This is a genomic window from Sinorhizobium fredii (assembly GCF_002944405.1).
Taxonomy (GTDB): Bacteria; Pseudomonadota; Alphaproteobacteria; order Rhizobiales; family Rhizobiaceae; genus Sinorhizobium; species Sinorhizobium fredii_C.
In genome coordinates, this window is the sequence record NZ_CP024310.1 from 1,093,453 (window position 1) to 1,114,847 (window position 21,395).

The following is a 21,395-nucleotide window of genomic DNA, read 5'->3' on the forward strand; positions in this document are numbered from 1 at the left end:
GAGGGGCGCCGACTGCCAGCCCCCGTGCGGTGCCCGCTCCGGAACCGGAGCGGGCACCTATCCTTATTTCTGTGGGAGGCCCATCGACGAGCGATAGGCAGCAAGTTGCTTGTCGCGGCCGAACTCGTCCGTCAGCTTGTTCCATTGCTCGGCCACCGTATCGAGTGCCTGCTGCGGCGTCACCTCGCCTGCAAGGGCCTTGGAGAGTTCGATCTCGAGCACCTCCGTATAGGAGAAGTAACCGGGCAGACGCATGTCGAGCGCGATGTTCTTGGCGGTGACCGCTTCCTTTTGGGCGCCGAGATATTCCTTCGCCTCACGATCCGAGAAAATCTTCGACCAGAGTTCGAGATTGGTGGTGTGCGAAAGGCGATACGGGTTGACCCCCGTGCCGCCGGTAATCGCCGCCTGCGCCGAGACCTCGGGGCTCGTCAGATACTGGATATAGTTCCAGGCGGCCTCCTGCTTCGTGGACGAACTCGGCACGGCTGCCTGCCAGCCACCGAAGGCCATGAAGGAGGTCTGCACGACCTGATCGAACTTGTCCCACTTCTTCGTCTTGTAGTTATAGATCTCGTCTACTCCGGGCAGCGGCGCCGAGCCCACCTTGCCGGCGACCTTCGACTGCTTCGGGTCGGCGGCGATAACACCCGTGTCGCCCCAGCCAATCGACTCTGCCACCTGTCCGCCGGCAAAGGCGGCGTTCACTTCACCGAAGGAGAAGTTGAGCGCATTCGGCGGCGCAAGCTTGGAGGCGCGGATATATTCCTCGAGGCCGCGGACCCAGCCGGGATTATTGACCTGCGCGTCCATCGTGTCCGGATCGAAGAACATGCCGCCCGGATTGTCGGGGTGGCTCGTATAGCCGGCCACATGGCTGAAGAGGAACCAGAACTGCTGGCCGCCACGGCGGAAGGCTTCTGCGGTACCCCAGAGGTTGTTCGCCGGTTGATTGAAGAACTCGGCGATGTCGAGATACTCTTTCCAGGTCTTGGCCGGCGCCAGGTCGTAGCCGTATTTCTCCTTGAACGCCTTCTGGTTGTCCGGATGCTCGAAGAGATCGATGCGATAGGTATAGGTATGAGCGTCGCCGTCCATGGTCTGCGACAGGACCTTGCCGTTCCATACCATCAATTGTTCGCGATAGACCGGCGCGATATCTTCCCACGCCGCACCCTGCCGCATCTCAGCCGGCATTTCGGCGAGGAAGTCGGTGAAATCCGGCGCCCATGCCGGTGCAAAGGCGATGACGTCGAAGGCGTCCTCGCCGGAGGTCAGCGAGGTCACGATCTTCGGATAAAGTTCGGACCAGGGAAACTCGACGACCTTCACCTTGCCGCAGGTTTTCTCCTCCCAGCCCTTCGCGGCGATCTGAAGCGCCGAAGCGATGTAGGGGCCGGTCTGGGTCGTGGCGGTCAGTTCCACCCCGCTGAAGTCCGGGTCGCAGGCAAAGGCCGTTCCGTTGGCCGCCGCGGCCAGCAAACCGGCGGCGGTGGATGCAAGCAGAAGTCTCCTCATTTTTTCCTCCCTCTGAGTGAACCTTGCGAAGCTGGAGATGCGTGCGGTCACTTGATCGCTCCCAGAAGCAGGCCCGACCGCATGAGCCTGCTCAAGATCCCTGCCATGATCATCATCGGGATGATCGCCACGAGTGCTGCAGCGGATATGGACCACCATTCGTCGCCGCGCTGGCTGTTTTGTCCGGCGACCAGGATCGGCAGCGTCTGCCATTTCGAACTCGTCAGGAAGAGCGCGAAGAGGAACTCGTTCCAGACGAAGGCAAGCGTGATCATGAAGGTCGCGATGAGGCCGGGTTTCGACATCGGCAAGACGATGCCGAAGAAAATGCGCCAGGACGGCACGTTGTCTACCATGGCCGCCTCTTCCACCTCGATCGGAAGCGCTTCGAAGAAATCCCGCATCAGCCAGATGACGATCGGCAGCGAGAAGGCGATATAGGCGAAGGTCAGGCCGATATAGCTGTCGACGAGCTTGAAGCCGAGCTTTCCGACTTCCGTATACATGAGATAGAGCGCGAAGGCGGCGACGATCGGCGGAAACATACGCTGGCTTACGAACCAGAAGACGATGTCGTTGTTGCCAAGTTCCGGCCCCGGCAGACGAAAGCGGCTGGAGATCACCGCGAGCGCGAGCGCGGCGATAAAGGAATAGATGAGCGAAATCCCTTGGCCGAAACCGAGCACGTTCCGCCCGAGCAGAAAGCCGCCGAAGGCGACCACCACGAAGATGAGGGCGGATAGCAGCCGAAATCGAAAGGTGAACCGCACGAGCGCGTAGGCCGCCATGGCGCCGATGAAGGTTGCAAGCACCGCAGCCGACAGGCTGACGATCAGCGAGGCGATGAAGGTGTTGTAAAAGGCGCCGCGCTCGCCGGAGAGCAGTTCGTTCCAGGCCGTCAGCACCGGCTCGAAATCGACGAACGGCAGATAGGTCGGCCCGCCAACAACGGCAATCGGCGTCTTGAACGAGGTGATCGCCACCCAATAGAGTGGAAACAAGGTGAAGGCGAGCCAGACCAGGCAGCCGCCGAGCGCCAGCCAACGCCGCTTTCCCTGAAGGGTGCGCACGCTCATTTGTGCTTCTCCAGATAGGGCTTCAGCACGGCCAGGTAGACGAGGCCGATCACCGTGATGAAGATCAGGAAGAGGAAGGACAGAGCTGATGTGTAGCCGAGATTGAACTTCTTGAACCCCTCCTGATAGGCGAACAGCGTCAATGTCTCTGTCGAGACGCCCGGTCCGCCCCCGGTCATCACGAAGACCGTGTCCATGATCTTGTAGCTTTCTATGAGGCGAATGAAGACGACGGCCGTCGAGATCGGCAGCAGCATCGGAAAGGTGATGTCGCGGAACTGCTGCCAAGGCGTGGCGTTCTCCAACGCCGCGGCCTCGTAGACGTCGTCCGGCAAGGTTTGCAGCCCGGCCAGCAACATCAGGATGACGAACGGCGTCCATTGCCAGACCTCGACGACGATGATCGAGCCGAGCGCCCAGGCCGTCCGCGTCAGAAATGGGAGGTTCGGAAAGCCGAAGAGCGTCATGAACTCGTTCAGCGGCCCCATCGTCGGGTTGAGGATCTGGCGCGCGACGAGCGCCACGGCGACCGGGGCCACAAGCATCGGCAGCAGGAAGCCGACGCGGAATATCCCCTCGCCCGGCACGCGGGAATTCAGCGCCAGCGCCACGGAAAGGCCGATCACATATTGCAGCCCGACGGAAAGGAAGGCGATCAGCGTCGTCGTGCCGGCAACATGCCAGAAGCGCGGATTGGAAAGCAGGTCGGCATAGTTGCCGAAGCCGACGAAACGGGCCGGCATCGGCGGCACCAGCCGCATGCTCATGAAACTCGTCGTCAGCGAATAGACGAGCGGAAAAATCGAGATCAACAGAACGATGATCAGGGCCGGCCAGATGAAGAAATGCTTGATCGGGTCGTTGCGCGTCATGCCGCCGCTCCGCGCGCCAGCAGCGCCTCGATCTCCTCGAGCTTCGGCATCGCCGGGGCCGTTCCGCGGCGCGTGACCGCAATGCCGGCCGTCGCGCAACCGAACCGTACCGCCTCGACCGGCAAGACCCCGCGTGCCAGAGCCGCGGAAAAGCCGCCTACGAATGCGTCCCCTGCGCCGGTGGTGTCGATCACCGGACCGCTGGCGACCGCCGGCACGAGCACCGACTGACCGTCGGCATGGTAGAGCACGCCACGCTCGCCGAGCGTGATCAGCGCCGTTTTCGCCCCCTTCTTCAGCAGCACATCGCCGGCGCGGCGGGCATCGTCAGGCGTCGGCAGCGCGAAGCCGACAAGTGCCGCCGCTTCCGTTTCGTTCGGTACGATGTAGTCGCAGAGCGGATAGATGCTTTCAGGAAAAGGCTCGGCCGGCGCCGGGTTGAACACCGTCGTGACGCCCGCGGTATGGGCAATTTTGAGCGCTCTTTCTGCAGCCGCCGCCGGTTGTTCCAGCTGGGTGACGAAGACGCGCGAATTCTCGATCGTGCCACGCGCCGCTTCCACATCTTCGATGCCGATCGAGCCGGCGGCGCCGGGATAGACGATGATGGCGTTCTCACCGTTCTCGTCATTGACATAGATGAAGGCGGCGCCAGTTGGCAGATCATCCATCTGCAGGACCTTCGGCGTCACGCCTGCCTCGGCATAGGTCTTCAGCGCCATCTCGCCGAAAGTATCGCGCCCGAGCCTCGAAATGAACGAGACCTGACTGCCGGCCCGCGCCGCCGCCACCGCCTGGTTCGAGCCCTTGCCGCCCGGACCGACGGAGAAGCCGCTGCCGGTGATCGTCTCGCCGAGCCGGGGCATGCGCGACGCCAGATAGGCCGTGTCGGCCACGAAGATCCCGAGGATCGAAACACCCGTCTTCATGCGTAGCCTCCTCTTCCAAAAAAGCTGCCGGCCGGGTGTTTCAGGCTGTTTCCGGCGGAATAACCCCCTTGGTGATGAGGAAGCAGCCGTAGAACCGCGTCTCGCCGGTGGTGATGACGCAGTAGGCCTTCTTTGCTTCCTCGTAGAAGGCAAAGCGCTCGATGCCGTACATCGGCGTCGGCTTACCCTCGGCGCGATCGATCTCGGCCTGAACTTCGCGCTGCACGGCGGGGATCTCCTCTGGCGCGCCCATCACTTCCATGCGGCCGACCGAAGGCTGCAGCGGCGTGTCGAGCGGCAGCACGGAGAGCACTGCCCTCACCGCGCGGGCGGCCGAAACATTGTCGATATGGAGCAATTTGCCGAGCGTCGTCTGCCGGGCGATGGCATCCGAGGGGAAATTGGTATCGGAAATCACCAGCGTGTCGGCGTGCCCCATCGATCGGAGCGCGTGCAGCACGTCCGCATTGAGCGTCGGGTCGATATTCTTGAGCATGTCGGTCCTCCTCCAAACCATTAATTAGACTGCCGCGCCGCGGCATGGCGCCGCTGGCGGTCTGATCACATATGCAAATGCCTTGTACACACCGCCGGTCGGCCTCCTCCGCCAGGTGGCATGCGCGGACCCTCTACTCGCCGTAGGGGATCCAGATGTTCTTGACGTCGACGGCGCGGCGCAGGAAGGCCGGCCCTTCGGCAGCCGAACGGTCCAGCCAGTCGATCGCCTTGCCGTAATCGACGAAGGTGCGCTTGAGATTGCCGATCGAGAGCCTCTCGACAAGGGTCGATAGCTCCGGCGAACCGAAAGCCCAGAGCGCGTCGACGTCGTTGTGGCCGGCCAGCGTCTTGGCCAACTCCGTCGCCGAACCGGTGACGATGTTGACGACGCCGGCCGGAACGTCGGACGTCTCCAGCACCGAATAGAAATCCGTCGCGGCGAGCGGATGCGGCTCGCTGGGAACGGCGACCACCCGATTGCCGACAGCGATCAGCGGCGCGACGAGACTGACGAAACCGAGCAGCGGCGCCTCCGGCGGGCAGATCACCCCGACGACGCCCTGCGGCTCGGGCATGGCGAGCGCGACGCCACGCAGAGGCGGCAGGTGGACGACCCCCTCATACTTGTCGGCCCAGGCGCCATAGCTGAAGAGACGGGCGATCGCGGCCTCCACCTCAGCCTTCGCATTCGCCCCCGACGCGCCGGTCATGGCGACGATGCGGTCGGCAAATTCCGCCGCCCGGCCGCTCAGATTCTCGGCGATGTAATAGAGGATCTGGGCGCGGTTGTGCGTCGTCGCCGAAGACCAGGCTGAGGCCGATTGTGCCGCGACGACGGCGTTGCGGATATCCTTGCGATTGCCCTCGCCGACTTCGCCGATGACCTTGCCCTTCGGCGTCAGGATCGCGCGAGAATAGTTGCCGTCCGGCCGCGCCTGCTTGCCGCCGATGAAGAGCTTGGCGGTGCGGTCGAGCTGCGGCATGGCGAAATCGCCGGCGGCGGCCTTGAGGACCGGCGGCGCGATCTCCGCGCGGAGCTTCCGGCCGAGCCAGGCCCTGGGCTTCAGATATTCGTAGCAGCCTTCCCTGCCACCTTCGCGTCCGAAGCCGGATTCGCGTTTTCCGCCGAAGCCGCTCGAAGCGTCGAAAAGATTGGTGGCATTGACCCAGACGACGCCGGCGGCAAGCTTGGCGGCGACATGCAGGGCGAGCCCGATCGTCTCGCTCCAGACGCTGGCAGCAAGGCCGTAGCGGCTGTGATTGGCAAGCTGGATCGCCTCTTCCGGCGTGCGGAAGGTCATCGAAACGGCGACCGGACCAAAGATTTCCTCCGTGGCGACGACGGAGGTCGGCTGGACCGCGGTCAGCAGCGTCGGCGGATAGAAGCTGCCCCCCTTGGGGAGTTCGATCTGCGGTTGGTACAGCGCGGCACCTTCCGTGACGCCCTGGCTGACGAGGTTTTCGATCCGCTGCAATTGCACCGGGGCGACGATCGCCGCCATGTCGATTGCCTTGTCGAGCGGATGGCCGACCCGGAGCGTCCCCATGCGGCGCTTCAGCCGTTCGTGAAACAGCGGCGCCACGCCCTCCTGAACGAGCACCCGCGAGCCGGCGCAGCAGACCTGGCCCTGATTGAACCAGATGGCATCCACGACCCCTTCCACCGCGCCGTCGATATCGGCGTCGTCGAAGACGATGAAGGGCGACTTGCCGCCGAGCTCCAGCGTCAGCGATTTGCCAGTGCCTGCGGTCTTTTCGCGGATCAGGCGGCCGACTTCGGTCGAGCCGGTGAAGGCGATCTTGTCGATGTCGTCGTGCTCGACGATCAGCGCACCCGTCTCGCCCTCGCCGGTCACCACGTTGAGCACGCCCGGCGGCAGGCCGGCAGCCGAGGCAAGCTCGGCGAAAAGCAGCGCCGTCAGCGGCGTGAACTCCGCTGGCTTCAGAATGACCGTGTTGCCGAGCGCCAACGCCGGCGCCACTTTCCAGGCGAGCATCAGGAAGGGAAAGTTCCAGGGGATGACCTGGCCGACGACGCCGACCGGCACCTGATCGGCAAATTCCATTTCCTGGAGCTGCGCCCAGCCGGCGTGATGATAGAAGTGGCGGGCGGCAAGCGGAATGTCGATATCGCGCGTTTCGCGGATCGGCTTGCCGTTGTCGAGCGCTTCGACGACGGCGATCAGCCGGGCGTGGCGCTGGATCGTCCGCGCCAGCGCATAGAGGTGCCGGGCCCGGGCGTGGCCGGAGAGCTTGGCCCAGGGGCCTTGGGCCTTGCGGGCCGCGGCCACGGCGGCGTTGACGTCCTCGCGGACGCCGAGCGCGATCTTCGCCAGAAGCGCACCCGTCGCCGGCTCGTAGCTGTCGAACGTCTTTCCTGATGCGGACACGGCAAAGCCGCCGTTGATGAAGTGGCCGAACTCGCCGTTGTGACGGGCGAGCCAGGCCCGGGCTTCGCTATCGCCTTCGGGTGCGGGACCGTATGACATTTCGTCGAAAAACCTGGCGACGCTCATCGGATTATCCAATCGGGTGTCTGTTGAGGGCCGAGTAGGCGCCGCTGACATGGTGTTCGAGCTGGCGCTCGATATCGGCCAGCAGGCTCGATGCCCCGACGCGGAAGAGGTCCGGCTCCAGCCATTCACGGCCGAGCTCTTCTTTCATGAAGAACTGGTAATTCAGCACGTCCTTCGCCGCCGAGATGCCGCCGGCAGGCTTGTAACCGACCTTGACGCCCGTCCGCTCCCGATAGGCGCGGATCATCCTCAGCATGACGAGGGTGACGAGCAGCGTCGCATTCACACCCTCCTTGCCGGTCGAGGTCTTGATGAAATCGGCCCCGGCCATCATGCAGACGAGCGAGGCGCGGGCGACGTTGCGCAACGTCTTGAGGTCGCCGGTCGCCAGGATCGCCTTGACATGCGCATCGCCGCAGGCGTCGCGGAAATCGCGCATCTCATCATAGAGCGCCTGCCAGTTGCCGGTCAGCACATGCTCGCGGGTGATGACGATGTCGATTTCCCTGGCGCCGTCAGCAACGGATGCTTCGATTTCTTTGAGCTTGACGTCATGCGGCACGAGACCGGCCGGAAAGCCGGTGGAAACCGCGGCGACCGGGATTCCGCTGCCCTCGAGCGCCTCGACCGCCGTCGACACGAAGCGGTGATAAACGCAGACCGCGCCGGTCGTGATGTCGCGATCGCCCATGCCGAGCGCTTCGAGAAGATCCTGGCGCACCGGCTGGCGCGCCTTGGCGCAGAGACGCTTGACGCGCTCCGTCGTATCGTCGCCATTGAGCGTCGTCAGATCGATGCAGGTGACCGCCTTCAAGAGCCAGGCAGCCTGCGCATCCTTTTTCACGGTCCGGCGACCCGGCAGCGTCGCGACACGACGCTCGGCGGCGGAAAGGTTGACACGCTGGTCGAGCACCCAGGAAAGATCGAGATCGACACCGTCGTTGCGGGGCCAGTTATGACCGGCGCCGGCGGGCTCGGCAGCACCGGCCGGCACCCTCTTCACAGCAAGGTCTTCCAAGCGATTACTCCTCGTATCTCCCTGCCGGACCAGGCCCCTGCGGGTCAACCGCCGACTTGTTATTTTTTTATCTATTTTTTGTTATCATTTCATCAGGCTTGATGAGTGTCAAGCGATGACGCGGTCGAAGCGGCGAGACTATCACATTTATCCCGTCGGCGCCTCACGCACCGCAGGCGCCGCCTCTCCGTCTTCCGTTATCACCGCCCGGAATGTGGTGAGCGGCGCAAAGAAGGCGGGCTTCAGCCTGCCGATCTTGCTCTTGTCCACCACGAGGTAATTCTCTCGCGCGAGTGAAATCACCTTCTGCTTTACCGGCACTTCATGAAAATGAACGCATGTCGCGCCACGGCTGGGGTCGACGCCGGCCGCCGAGAGGAAGGCTACATTGATGCCGAGGTGATTGAGCGTCTCGAGCCCGGAATTGCCCGAGAAAGAAGCCGAGGACGGGTGGTAAACGCCGCCGAGCATGACGATCCGGACATTGGGCCTGCGGGTCAGGCGATCGGCCACATTCAGAGAATAACACACCGCCGTAATTGAATAATTTTCCGGGATGAGATCGACGAGATACTCAAGCGTCGTGCCGCAATCGATGAAGATCGTCTCGTCGGGACGGATGTGCTGGGCGGCATGGACGCAGGCTTCCCGCTTCGCCGCCGCGTGACTGTCGGCCGCACGCGCGAGATCGTAAGGCGCCTCAGCCTCGATATCGGCGGCCGGAACGATATGCCCGCCGAGATATCCGAAGAGGCCGGGGTTGTTGGCGACGTCGCGCCGAATGGTCATTTCGGAGACGCCCAGCAAGGCGGCTGCATCTTTCAGATGCAGAACGCGCCGCGCCGATAGGGCATTTGTCAAAGCGACAATCCGTGTTGTCTTGCGATTGGCCATTTCCATCCGGAGTCCGCGCCCTGGGCAGGCTTAAACCAGGGGCGCGACGAGCTGCAGCCTAACAATCTTTGTTAGAAATATCACAAATGTAAACGTCACCGCAAGTGCGCTGTGCGTTGTCGTCCGGCGCAATACAATCTGGATAGGAAGCGCCGTTGCGACACTCACAAATGAAAAGCGTCGCGCAAACCTCCGGCGTTTTTCGTCGGCCGAAGGTCGAGATCCGCCTCGATATGATCGATATGCTGCAGCATCAGCGCGCAGGCAGCTTCGACATTCTTCTTTTCCAGTGCATCAACGATATGCTGGTGTTCATTGTGGCCGCAGCTTGAGATCACCGATTGCCCATAAAGCGCGATCACGAGCGAGGAGCGCGCAACGAGCTCATCCATGAAGCGCTTGAGAATGGCATTGCCGCTCATGGCGGCGACCGCCAGGTGAAAATCGCCGGAAGCCTTGATCTCGGCGCGGCGGGCAGGTGCGCCGCGCTGATTCATCAACCGCTGCTCTTCCGCAAGCAGCTTTCTGAGTTCCTTGACCTCAGCCTTGCCGATATGGGGCGCTGCCTCGCGGAGTATGACCGGTTCCAACAGCCGGCGGGTCGCGAATATCTGCTGAGCCTCGATCACGGAAGGAAAGGCGACGAAGGCGCCGCGATTCTTCTCGACACTGACGAGCCCCTCATAAGAAAGGGCCTGAAGGGCGGCGCGAACCAGCGTCCGGCTGACATTGAAGAGGCTGCCGACGTCGGTCTCGGAGAGCTTCGTTCCGGGCGCGAGGCGCCGCTCGACGATCGCATCGCGGATCGCGTCGCGGATCTGCTGGGCGCCGGTGTCCATGGCGCTTCCCGCCGGGCTTAGATTGACTGACGTCATGAGGCAGGGAATCCGAACGATGCCGTTACAGTGGGTACAGCGGAAGTTAACCGCTTTTTGCCGTCAATCAAAGCTCAATATTGTATACAATGATAGGCAGTCTTTGAGCACGAACGCCCACAAAATGTGCATCCAACATGGCCCGCCGGCTGCCCAGTTTGGCGACGTACGAAAACATAGCCGCGGATTCAGGCCTTTAGCAAACTGGCACGCTTGATGCTTCTTCTCAGCTGCAAGGAGAAAGCGGGCATGTCCAAAGCAGCAGAGATCGATATCGCTTCCGTTTCCAAGGTCTATGGCGCGACGACCGCCGTCCATGCCATCAGCCTGAAGATTCCGGCGGGCAGCTACTGCTGCCTGCTCGGCCCCTCCGGATGCGGCAAGACCTCGACGCTGCGCATGATCGCCGGCCATGAACGCATTTCCTCCGGCGATATCCGCCTCGGCAGCATCGTGGTCACCGACTTTCCGCCAGCAAAACGCGGCACGGCGATGATGTTTCAGTCCTATGCGCTGTTTCCCCATCTCGATCTCGTCGACAACGTCGCCTTCAGCCTGAAGATGAAGGGTGTCGAGAGGGAAGAGCGCCGCGCCAAGGCGCTCGAAGTGCTGCGATTGATGCAGATGGAGGCCTATGCGACGCGCCGGCCGGCGCAGCTTTCCGGAGGCCAGCAGCAGCGTGTGGCGCTCGCCCGGGCGCTGATCACCGACCCCGAAGCGCTGCTGCTCGATGAACCGCTTTCCGCACTCGATCCATTCCTGAAGATCCGGATGCGGGCGGAACTCAAGAAACTGCAGAAGACGCTCGGCATCACTTTCGTCCATGTGACGCACAGCCAGGAAGAGGCGATGGCGCTCGCCGACCTGATCGTCATCATGAACGACGGCCGCATCGAGCAGGCGGCAGCCCCGCGAACCGTGTTCGAAAAGCCGGCGACGGCCTTCGTCGCCCGTTTCATGGGCGACCACAATGTTCTTTCCGGCCGCGTGACCGCGATCGGCCGCGGTGTCGTTACCCTGACGGTGCCGGAAGGCCAGACCTTTTCCGTCCGCGACGTCGCCCAGGAGGTCGGCAAGCCGATCGACATCGGCATCCGCACGGACCGCGTGCGCCTCGAACCCGCATCGGACAAATCACTCGGCTTCCAGGGTGTCGTCTCGAATGTCGAATATCGCGGTGCCTCGGTGAAGATCACCGTTATCGGCGCCGGCAGCGACGAATTCACCCTCGTCGTTGCCGATACCGAGTACTTCAGCAAGCCCCTGTCGGCCGGCGACGCGGTGTCCCTGAGCTGGGCCCTTGAGGACGTGATCCCTCTCGGCCGCCTCGCAGCCTGATGCGCGCCGAAATGCGACGATCGACCCGATCCCACAAAAACCATCAATCAAGCACCACGAAAAAGGGGAACGACAGCATGACTAGTGAAACGAAGACTGATAAGGGAATATCCCGGCGCACCCTCCTGAAGACAGGCGCCGCCGCGGTCGGCGCCATCGCCGGTTCCGGCGCCATCACCGGCTTCCCGACGATCTGGGCGCAGAACCCTATCACGCTGCGCCAGTTCGGCACCGGCGTTTCGAACATCAATGCGATCGCCGAGAAGTGCAAGGAAGATCTCGGCATCACCCTCGAGATGACAGCGACCGATTCCGATGCCGCCGCCCAGCGCGCCGTCACTCAGCCGGATTCCTACGACATCGCCGACATCGAATATTGGATCGCCAAGAAGGTCTTCCCGACGGGCGTCATGCAGCCGATGGATGTGTCGAAGATCAAATACTACGACAAGATCGTGCCGCTCTTCATCAACGGCAAGCTCAAGCCGGAGAGCGTCGTCGCCCAGGGCACCGCGCCGCACACCGTCGGCTTCGTCGAGGCGCAAGACTCCAAGAGCTTCGCCAAAGAGCCGACACAGTGGATGACGCTCATCCCGACGATCTACAATGCCGACACGCTCGGCATTCGCCCGGACCTCGTCGGACGCGAGATCACCACCTGGGCCGACATCATGGACCCGGCCTTCAAGGGCAAGTCGGCGATCCTCAACATTCCGTCGATCGGCATCATGGACGCGGCGATGATCATGGAGGCGATGGGCAACATCAAATACGCCGACAAGGGCAACATGACCACGGACGAGATCGACCAGACGATCGATTTCCTCATCAAGGCGAAGCAGGACGGCCAGTTCCGCGCCTTCTGGAAATCCTTCGACGAGAGCGTCAACCTCATGGCCTCCGGCGAGGTCGTCATCCAGTCCATGTGGTCGCCTGCGGTCGCCGCCGTCCGCTCCAAGGGCATCGCCTGCAAGTACCAGCCGCTGAAGGAAGGCTATCGCGCCTGGGGCGGCGGCCTCGGGCTCGCGGCGCATCTTCAGGGCGCACAGCTCGATGCCGCTTACGAATACATCAACTGGTATCTCTCCGGCTGGGTCGGCGCCTACCTCAACCGCCAAGGCTACTACTCCGCCGCCTTGGAAACGGCGAAGGCCCACATGTCCGAGGACGAATGGGGCTTCTGGGTCGAGGGCAAGCCGGCCAAGGGCGACATCCTCTCGCCGGAGGGCAAGGTCATGGAAAAGGCCGGGGCAGTGCGCGACGGCGGCTCCTTCGAGGAACGGATGGGCAAGGTCGCCTGCTGGAACTCGGTGATGGACGAGGACCGCTACATGGTGCGCCGCTGGAACGAGTTCATCGCGGCTTGAGCGAGAGGTTTTGCGCTCTCCCTGGTTTAACTAACCCTCTCCCCGCTCGCGGTGAGAGGGAACCGAGACGTCGCCGCAAGCTCCCTTCTCCCTGCTTGCGGGGAGAGGGTGCCGGCAGGCGGATGAGGGGCTGCCAAAGCTGTATGTATTCGGAAGGATAAATAATGACGGCAGTCGCAACCTCAGGAGAAATGAAAGCCGACAAGGCACGCCGCGGCCTTGCCGCGCCGTCCTGGCTGATCGCCTATCTCCAGGTAGCGCCCCTTCTCCTCATCCTCGGCTTTTTCTTCATCCTGCCGATCCTGATGATCATCGTCGTCAGCTTCTGGGATTACGACTTCGCCGGCCTTTATCCCGACTTCCTGACGATGAACTATACCGACACTCTCGGCTCCTGGGTCACCTGGAAGACCTATCTCAACACGCTGAAATTCACCGCCATCACCTGGGCGCTGACGCTATTCATCGGCTTCTGGGTCGCCTACTTCCTTGCCTTCCATGTCCGCACGACGACGATGCAGATGGTGCTCTTCCTCGTCTGCACCGTACCGTTCCTCACCTCGAACATCATCCGGATGATCTCCTGGATACCGGTCCTCGGCCGCAACGGCCTCGTCAACTCCACCCTGACCAAGCTTGGCCTCGTGGCGAAGCCGATCGAATGGCTGCTCTATTCCGATTTCGCCGTGGTCCTCGCCCTGGTGCATCTCAACACGCTGTTTATGGTGACGCCGATCTTCAACACGCTGATGCGCATCGACCGTTCGCTTATCGAAGCGGCGCGCGACTGCGGCGCGAGCGGCTGGCAGGTGCTCTGGAACGTCGTCCTGCCGCTTGCCAAGCCCGGCATGGCGATCGGCTCGATCTTTGTCGTCACGCTAGTCATGGCCGATTTCTCGACGGTTCAGGTGATGTCCGGCGGGCAGAGTGCATCAGTCGCGCTGATGATGAAGAACCAGATGTCGCTGCTGCAATATCCGGCGGCGGCCGCCAATGCGGTCGTGCTGCTCATCGTGGTGCTGCTGATGGTTGCGGCGATCCTCAGGGTCGTCGATATCCGCAAGGAGCTCTGACATGAAGAACGAGAGACGCGGCAAGGAATTCTACCTGCTCGCAGCCTTCTTCGCGCTGTTCGTGCTGTTTCTCTACGGGCCGCTTTCGGCCGTCCTGATCCTCTCTTTCCAGGGGCCGGACGGCGGCCTCACCTTCCCATTGAACGGCGTCTCGCTTCACTGGTTCTACAATCTCTTCGAAAAGCAGGCCGTCGGCGATTTCGGCGCCTCGTTCCGCCGCTCTTTCACGCTCGGGCTGATGGTCATGGTGGTGAACGTCGCTGTCGCGCTGCTTGCGGGGCTTGCCTTCCGCCACCGCTTCCGCGGCTCGACCGCCCTGTTCTACATGACCGTCGCAAGCCTGGTCGTACCGTCGATCATTATCTCGCTCGGCATCGGCGTCGTCTTCCAGCAATTCGGCCTGAAACCTGCCTGGTATTCCTCGGGCTTCGGCGCGCATCTCACTTGGGCGCTTCCCTTCGGCGTGCTTATCATGTTCGCCGTCTTCAACCGCTTCTCGCCGGCCTATGAGGAGGCCGCCCGCGACCTCGGCGCGACCTCCTGGCAGACCTTCCGCCACGTCGTGTTGCCGATGATCGCTCCGAGTCTGATCGGCGTTGGCCTGTTCGGCTTCACGCTCTCCTATGACGAGTTCGCCCGCACGCTGATGACCTCCGGCACCTACAACACCCTGCCGCTGGAAATCTACGGCATGACCACCAACGTTACGACGCCGGTGCTCTATGCGCTTGGCACCGTCACGACGCTCTTCTCCTTCACCATCATTCTCGCAGCGCTCGCCATTATCCTCGTGCTTCGGCGCCGCCACGCAAGGTTAAGCTGACGTCCATGCGCATTCTACTCGTCAATCCCAACACGACCGTCTCAATGACCGAAAAGGCGGCGGCCGCCGCACGGGCGGTGGCGGCGCACGGCACCGAAGTCATCGCTGCCACGTCAAGGAGCGGGCCGGCCTCGATCGAAGGGCACTACGATGGAGCGATCGCCGTCCCCGGCGTGCTCATGGAAATACGCGAAGGAGAGGCGGCGGGAGCAAACGCCGCGATCATCGCCTGCTTCGACGATACCGGGCTTGAAGCCGCCCGAGCCCTCGCCGGGATCCCGGTGCTCGGTCTTTGCGAGTCCGCGGTGATCACCGCCGCACTTGTTGCCCAGCGCTTCGCCGTGGTCACGACGCTCGAGCGTTCCCGCGTCCTCATCGAAAACCTTGTGCGCCGCTACGGCATGGGCGACCGGGCGAAGGTCCTTGCCGCCGACATTCCGGTCCTCGCGCTTGAAGACAAGGCGTCGAGCGCTTCCGACAAGCTTAGGCGGCGGATCGAACGGGCGCTAGACGACGGCGGCGCCGAGGCGATCGTCCTCGGCTGTGCCGGCATGGCCGACCTCGCGCAATCGCTGCAGCGCGAATACGACATTCCGGTCATCGACGGCGTCTCGGCGGCGGTCAAGCAGGCCGAAGCGCTCGTCGCACAGGGACTCGTGACCAGCAAGCGCGGCTCCTATGCCTCGCCCCTCGCGAAGGCTTATACCGGGGCGATGGAGGCCTTTGCGCCGGCTCGCAGCTGACCCGTGCCGACGAATCCCTATGGTTGCAAAGCTGGTTGTTGACAACGCTCTTCGAAGGTTGAAAGAGTGGTGCTCACTCGAAGCGGGCAGCGTTGGGAGGACTTTGTCGATGCGCGCGTTTCTCGGCCTTACCACCCTTCTCTTCGCGCTTCTTTCCCTCGGCACTCCGGCCGCGGCCGCCGAAGCCGACCGCAAGGTCGAGGTGACCGGCGACGCCGATTATTTCGGCTTCGATCTACGGACCGAGCAGAATGTCTCGCTCGACGAGTGCCAGGCACGCTGCATCGCCGACCGCGCCTGCAGGGCCTTCACCTACAATCCCAAGGTGAAGTGGTGTTTTCTCAAGTCCGACTTCAACCAGCTGAACACGTTCAAGGGTGCCATCGCCGGCAAGGTCGTCGAGACCGCCGCGGGCGAACCGGATCTCGGCGCCCCGCCACGACTGCCCTTCGTGTCGGACGACCTCCTGCAGCAGGCGCGCGACGTCAAGGCCGGGCTCGCCTTGGCAGACGATCAACTGGGCTTCGGCGTCAACGGGTTGATCGAAGCGGGCCGCAACGAGTTGACAGCCGGCAATTTCGTCGCGGCGCTCAAGGCTTTCCGCGGCGCGCTGGCGATCACCCCGGAGAAAGGGGACTTGTGGCTGGAGACCGCCAGAACAGCCAACCGCTTCAGCGGCGGCACGGATCTAGCAAGCGAGGCCGCCCTTGCAGCGCTCAACGGCTACCAGCTGACGAGGACCGCCCAGAGCCGCGCCGATGCGCTGGCCATCCTCGCCCAGGCGCTCGACAACCTGCAGAATTACCGAGCCGCGCTCCAGGCCTACAAGGCGAGCCTCGACCTCGTGCAGGCCAAGACGGTCGAGACGGCTTATCTCGACCTCAAGGAGCGCCAGGGCTTCCGCGTCACCGGCCACACGGTCGATGCGGATGGCGCAAGCCCGCGCGCCTGCGTGCAATTCTCCGAACAGCTGCTGAAGAACGGCCCCGACTACGCCTCCTTCGTGACGCTCGACGGCGTCGCCCCGAAGGCGGTCGAGGCCAAGGGCAGCGAGATCTGCGTCGATGGGCTCAAGCACGGCCAGCGCTACAAGCTGGCCTTGAGGCCGGGACTGCCATCGTCTGTAGACGAAGTCATCGAGACGCCGGTCAGCCTTGACATCTATGTCAAGGACCGCGCGCCGATGGTGCGCTTCACCGGCGACAGTTTCGTGCTTCCTTCGACGGCGCGGCGCGGCATCCCGATCGTCTCGGTGAACTCGGAAAGCGCCAACCTCAAGCTCTATCGCGTCGGCGACCGCAGCATCTCGTCGTTGCTGACAAGCTCTCAGTTCCTTACCCAGCTCGACGGCTATAGTGCCGAGCGCATCGAGACCGAGAGCGGAGAGCTCGTCTGGCAAGGCAGCATCGACATCAAGACCGACCTCAACAAGGAAGTGGTGACGAGCTTCCCGGTCGATGAGGCGCTGCCGAAGCGCAAACCCGGCGTCTATGTGCTGACGGCGGCTTCCGCGACTGCGCTCAGCCAGGACTGGGACGCGCGCGCCACGCAATGGTTCGTCGTTTCCGATATCGGCATCTCGACCTATGCCGGAACCGACGGGCTCACCGTCTTTGCGCGCTCGCTCGCAAGCGCCAAGCCGCTTGCCGAGGTCGAACTGCAGCTGGTCGCCAAGAACAATGAAGTGCTGGGCACCGCCACGACCGATGCGGAAGGCAGAGCGATCTTCGCCGCCGGCCTGATCCGCGGCACGGCGAGCATGGTGCCCGCCGTCATCACGGCCAGGAAAGGCGAGGATGATTACGTCTTTCTCGATATGACGCGCGCCGGCTTCGACCTTTCCGACCGCGGCGTCACCGGCCGTGCCGCACCCGGCGCGATCGACATCTACGCCTGGACGGAACGCGGCATCTACCGCACCGGCGAGACGGTGCATGCCGCAGCGCTTGCCCGAGACATCAACGGTCAGGCGATCGAAAACCTGCCGCTCACTTTCGTCTTCCTGCGCCCGGACGGGGTGGAGGATCGGCGGATCGTCAGCAATGGCGGCAAACTCGGCGGCCATACACTCGATCTGCCGATCCAGGAAAATGCCATGCGCGGCACCTGGACGATGCAGATCTTCACCGATCCGAAGGGCTCGGCGATCGGCGAGAAGCAGTTCCTCGTCGACGATTTCGTGCCGGACCGCACCGAGTTCGACCTGGCGAGCGATGCGAAGGCGATCGAAGTCGGCACGCCGATCGAGGTCGCCGTCGACGGGCGCTTCCTCTATGGCGCACCGGCTGCGGGCCTGACACTGGAAGGCGAAGTGACGGTCAGGCCGACGCGTGAGAACGAAGCCTTCAAGGGCTATGTCTTCGGGCTCGCCGACGAGGAGGCGAGCGAAGACAACCGCGTGCCGCTCGAAGGGCTCGAACCGCTCGACCAGGATGGGAAGGCCGTCATTGCCCTCGATCTCGGCGAGGTGCCGGCGACGACGCAGCTGCTCAACGCCACGGTCACGGTTCGCATGCGCGAAGGCGGCGGCAGGGCCGTCGAGCGCGCCCTGACGCTGCCGGTCAAGCCGGACGGTCCGATGATCGGCATCAAGCCCGAATTTTCCGGCGAGCTCGCCGAGAATTCGGTCGGCAAATTCCATGTCATCGCCATCGACGCGAACGGCGCCAAGGTCGCGATGCCCGGCCTCTCCTGGAAGCTGATCAGCGTCGAGCGGAACTATCAATGGTATCGCGACGGCAGCGCCTGGAAATACGAGCCGGTCATCTCCACGAAGCAGGTGGCAAACGGCACGGTCGACGTGACCGAGAACGGCGCCGAGATCGCGGTGCCGGTCGGCTGGGGCCGTTATCGTCTGGAGATCGAGACCGCGGCGGCGGACGGCCCGACCTCCAGCGTCGAGTTCGACGCCGGCTGGTATGTCGAAGCCACGTCGACGGAAACCCCGGACGGGTTGGAGATCGCCCTCGACAAGGCAAACTACGCGATTGGCGAGACGGCGAAACTCAAGGTTTCGCCGCGTTTTGCCGGCGAATTGCTGGTGACCGTCGGCACCGAAAACCTGATCACGACGAAGACGGCGACGATCGCCGAGACGGGCGGTGAAGTGGAACTGCCGGTCACCGCCGAATGGGGCGCCGGGGGCTACGTGACGGCGACGCTTTATCGGCCCGGCGACGCTCAGGAAAGCCGCATGCCGATGCGGGCGATCGGCATCAAGTGGCTTGCAGTCGACCCGGCCGATCGCAAGCTTGCTGTGGGTCTCGACGCACCGGAGAGGACGCAGCCGCGCCAGCCGCTCGATATCAGTCTCCAGGTCCGCGGCGCGGGCGCCAACGAGGACGCTTACGTCACGGTTGCCGCCGTCGATGTCGGAATCCTGAACCTGACGCGCTACGAGGCGCCCGACCCGGACGGCTGGTATTTCGGCCAGCGACGGCTCGGCCTTGAAATCCGCGACCTCTACGGTCGCCTCATCGACGGCTCGCTCGGCGCCACAGGGCGACTGCGCACCGGCGGCGACGGCGGGCAGATGCCGCTGCAGGGCAGCCCGCCGACCGAAAAGTTGGTCGCCTTCTTCTCCGGGCCGGTGAAGCTCGACGCCGAAGGCACGGCGCATGTGCGCTTCGACATCCCGCAGTTCAACGGCACGGCCCGCGTCATGGCGGTCGCCTGGACGAAGTCCGGCGTCGGCCATGCGGTGAAGGACGTCGTCGTCCGCGACCCGATCGTCGTCACTGCCAGCCTGCCGAAGTTCCTGGCGCCCGGAGACCGGGCCGGCCTCAGGCTCGACATCGCCAACACGGACGGCCCGGCCGGTAACTATCAGTTGCAGGTGACGACCAACGGTCCGGCCACGGTCGAACAGATCGCTCCATCCCAGACCGTACAGCTCGGTGCCGGCGGCAAATCCACAGTGACGCTGCCGCTCACCGGCCAATATCCGGGCAACGGCCTTGTCACCGTCACCCTCTCGAACGCCGAGGGCCTGTCACTGGAGCAGGCGGTGAACATCCCGGTTCGCCCGGCCGCACTGCCGATCACGCAGCGCCAGGTCGTCAACATCGCCGCCGGCAGCAGCCTGACGGTCGACGATCAACTGCTGGCCGACAGTCTGCTGCAGGGCGCCTCGGTCAGCCTCAACGTGACCCGTTCGGCCGCCTTCGACGTTCCGGCGCTGCTGATGTCGCTCGACCGGTACCCCTATGGCTGTGCCGAACAGACGACGAGCCGCGCCTTGCCGCTGCTCTATCTCAGCGAACTCTCGAAACAATCTGGACTTGCGGAGGACGGCGAGGTGGCAAAGCGCGTGCAGGAGGCGATCTACCGCGTGCTTTCCTACCAGTCCTCCTCCGGCAGCTTCGGCCTCTGGAGCCCCGGTTCCGGCGATCTCTGGCTCGACGCCTATGTCACCGACTTCCTGACCCGTGCCCGCGAGCAGAAGTTCGACGTGCCGGAACAGGCGATGGTCCAGGCGCTCGAAAACCTGCAGAACGCGCTGAGCTACGAAACGAACGTCAAGCACCGCGGCAACGAGATCGCCTACGCGCTCTACGTGCTCGCCCGCAACCGCAAGGCCGCGATCAGCGACCTTCGCTACTATGCAGATACGTTGCTTGGCGATTTTCCGACGCCGCTTGCCAAGGCGCATATCGCCGCGGCACTCGCGCTCTACGGCGATGGCGGGCGATCGCAGGATATCTTCGCGGCGGCGGTCAACATGTCGACCGGCCTCGTCAATGTCAGTCTCGCCCGCTCCGACTACGGCTCGTCGCTGCGCGACGACGCGGCGGTGCTGGCGCTCGCAGCCGAAAGCCGGCCGGTGCCGCCGATCATTCCGGAGCTTTCAAAAATTGTCGCCCGGGAATGGGAGCGGGCCCGCTACACCAGCACCCAGGAACAGGCCTGGATGCTGCTCGCGGCGCGCGCCGTCCAGGGCGGCGACGAGGATATGAAGCTGGAGGTCAACGGCGCCCAGAGCACCGGCAGCTACGCTGCCCGGATAACCGGCGATGCGCTGATCGAGCACCCCGTCGTCATTCGCAACCACGGCACTGACGCCGTTTCCGCCGTGGTGACGACCGTTGCGGCACCCGCTCAGCCGCTCTCGGCCGGCGGCGAGGGCTTCACCATCGAGCGGACCTATTACACCCTCGACGGCGCCGAGGCGAATGTCAGTGAGGCGCGACAGAACGAACGCTACGTGGTCGTGCTCAAGGCAACGGAGAGCAACGACTGGCCGTCGCGCGTGCTGATCACCGACCTCCTGCCGGCCGGCTTCGAGATCGACAATCCGAGTCTTGTCGACAGTGCCCAACTCTCGAATTTCGAATGGATCGGCGAAGTTCAGGCCGCCCACACCGAGTTCCGCAGCGACCGCTTCGTCGCCGCCTTCGACCGGTCGAGCGGCGACAATCGCGAGATCACGCTTGCCTATGTCGTGCGCGCCGTGACCCCCGGTACGTACGACCATCCGGCCGCAAGCGTCGAGGACATGTACCGGCCACAGTTCTCGGCCTGGACGGCGACTGGGCGCATGGAGGTGCTGGCGGCACAGTAGAACGCGCGATGTCCATTTGGCGACAGTTCATTATCGGTGTGCCGGGGCGGTTTCTTGAGCGAATAGGATTGTGCCGCCAGGGCGTCGGCCCGGCATCACCCCCCTCTGCCCTGCCGGGCATCTCCCCCACAAGGGGGGAGATCGGGGATGCGACCGCTCGCTCCACAACCGGCATCGCGCTCAAGGCGCATCCGCCGATTGTAGACGGAACCACCAAGTTCGACGCGTTTTGGAAGCAAAGACCTAGCAACCGGCCGATCTCCCCCCTTGTGGGGGAGATGTCCGGCAGGACAGA

At 63.6% G+C, this 21,395-nt stretch carries 15 protein-coding genes; 6 read left to right on the plus strand and 9 right to left on the minus strand.

The window, feature by feature from the left end; genetic code table 11:
• Window positions 1-63 precede the first annotated feature (63 nt).
• From NXT3_RS28785 to NXT3_RS28825, 9 genes are all read right to left on the minus strand, one after another.
• Window positions 64-1,518, minus strand: coding sequence for an extracellular solute-binding protein (locus tag NXT3_RS28785; protein WP_097538827.1), 1,455 nt, complete (start codon window positions 1,516-1,518; stop codon window positions 64-66).
• 47 nt (window positions 1,519-1,565) lie between these two features.
• Window positions 1,566-2,594 (minus strand): carbohydrate ABC transporter permease, encoded by a 1,029-nt coding sequence (locus tag NXT3_RS28790; protein WP_037417068.1) that lies wholly within the window; start codon window positions 2,592-2,594, stop codon window positions 1,566-1,568.
• Window positions 2,591-3,466, minus strand: coding sequence for a carbohydrate ABC transporter permease (locus NXT3_RS28795; RefSeq protein ID WP_095678078.1), 876 nt, complete (start codon window positions 3,464-3,466; stop codon window positions 2,591-2,593). The genes NXT3_RS28790 and NXT3_RS28795 overlap by 4 nt, the downstream gene beginning before the upstream one ends.
• A complete protein-coding gene (rbsK, locus tag NXT3_RS28800; RefSeq protein ID WP_037417050.1) occupies window positions 3,463-4,395 on the minus strand; it encodes a ribokinase in 933 nt (310 codons plus the stop codon). The genes NXT3_RS28795 and rbsK overlap by 4 nt, the downstream gene beginning before the upstream one ends.
• Window positions 4,396-4,435: 40 nt before the next feature.
• Window positions 4,436-4,891: an RbsD/FucU family protein gene (locus tag NXT3_RS28805; protein ID WP_104841163.1), complete on the minus strand. Its 456-nt coding sequence runs from the start codon at window positions 4,889-4,891 to the stop codon at window positions 4,436-4,438.
• 133 nt (window positions 4,892-5,024) lie between these two features.
• A complete protein-coding gene (locus tag NXT3_RS28810) occupies window positions 5,025-7,409 on the minus strand; it encodes an aldehyde dehydrogenase family protein (RefSeq protein ID WP_104841164.1) in 2,385 nt (794 codons plus the stop codon).
• A 4-nt stretch (window positions 7,410-7,413) separates the two neighbouring features.
• Complete coding sequence (gene deoC, locus NXT3_RS28815; RefSeq protein ID WP_104841165.1) at window positions 7,414-8,427, minus strand: deoxyribose-phosphate aldolase; 1,014 nt, start codon at window positions 8,425-8,427, stop codon at window positions 7,414-7,416.
• Between the two features lie 147 nt (window positions 8,428-8,574).
• Entirely contained in the window at window positions 8,575-9,321 is a 747-nt protein-coding gene (locus tag NXT3_RS28820; protein ID WP_199773462.1) for a DeoR family transcriptional regulator, read from the minus strand.
• 164 nt (window positions 9,322-9,485) lie between these two features.
• Window positions 9,486-10,196 carry a GntR family transcriptional regulator gene (locus NXT3_RS28825; RefSeq protein WP_037417041.1) on the minus strand — a complete coding sequence of 237 codons (711 nt, stop codon included), beginning with the start codon at window positions 10,194-10,196 and terminating at the stop codon, window positions 9,486-9,488.
• A gap of 249 nt (window positions 10,197-10,445) precedes the next feature.
• On the opposite strand from NXT3_RS28825, the gene NXT3_RS28830 reads away from it, so the two are divergent.
• The 6 genes from NXT3_RS28830 to NXT3_RS28855 all read left to right on the plus strand — a co-directional run bounded on the left by NXT3_RS28830 (window position 10,446) and on the right by NXT3_RS28855 (window position 21,100).
• Window positions 10,446-11,534, plus strand: coding sequence for an ABC transporter ATP-binding protein (locus NXT3_RS28830; RefSeq protein WP_037417039.1), 1,089 nt, complete (start codon window positions 10,446-10,448; stop codon window positions 11,532-11,534).
• A gap of 77 nt (window positions 11,535-11,611) precedes the next feature.
• Window positions 11,612-12,901, plus strand: coding sequence for an ABC transporter substrate-binding protein (locus NXT3_RS28835; protein WP_037417037.1), 1,290 nt, complete (start codon window positions 11,612-11,614; stop codon window positions 12,899-12,901).
• A gap of 191 nt (window positions 12,902-13,092) precedes the next feature.
• On the plus strand, window positions 13,093-13,974 hold the full coding sequence (locus NXT3_RS28840; RefSeq protein ID WP_234820266.1) for an ABC transporter permease: 882 nt from the start codon (window positions 13,093-13,095) through the stop codon (window positions 13,972-13,974).
• A 1-nt stretch (window position 13,975) separates the two neighbouring features.
• On the plus strand, window positions 13,976-14,797 hold the full coding sequence (locus tag NXT3_RS28845) for an ABC transporter permease (protein ID WP_037417032.1): 822 nt from the start codon (window positions 13,976-13,978) through the stop codon (window positions 14,795-14,797).
• 5 nt (window positions 14,798-14,802) lie between these two features.
• Window positions 14,803-15,540, plus strand: coding sequence for an aspartate/glutamate racemase family protein (locus tag NXT3_RS28850; RefSeq protein ID WP_037417029.1), 738 nt, complete (start codon window positions 14,803-14,805; stop codon window positions 15,538-15,540).
• A gap of 109 nt (window positions 15,541-15,649) precedes the next feature.
• Complete coding sequence (locus NXT3_RS28855; RefSeq protein WP_104841167.1) at window positions 15,650-21,100, plus strand: alpha-2-macroglobulin family protein; 5,451 nt, start codon at window positions 15,650-15,652, stop codon at window positions 21,098-21,100.
• The last annotated feature ends 295 nt before the right edge of the window (window positions 21,101-21,395 follow it).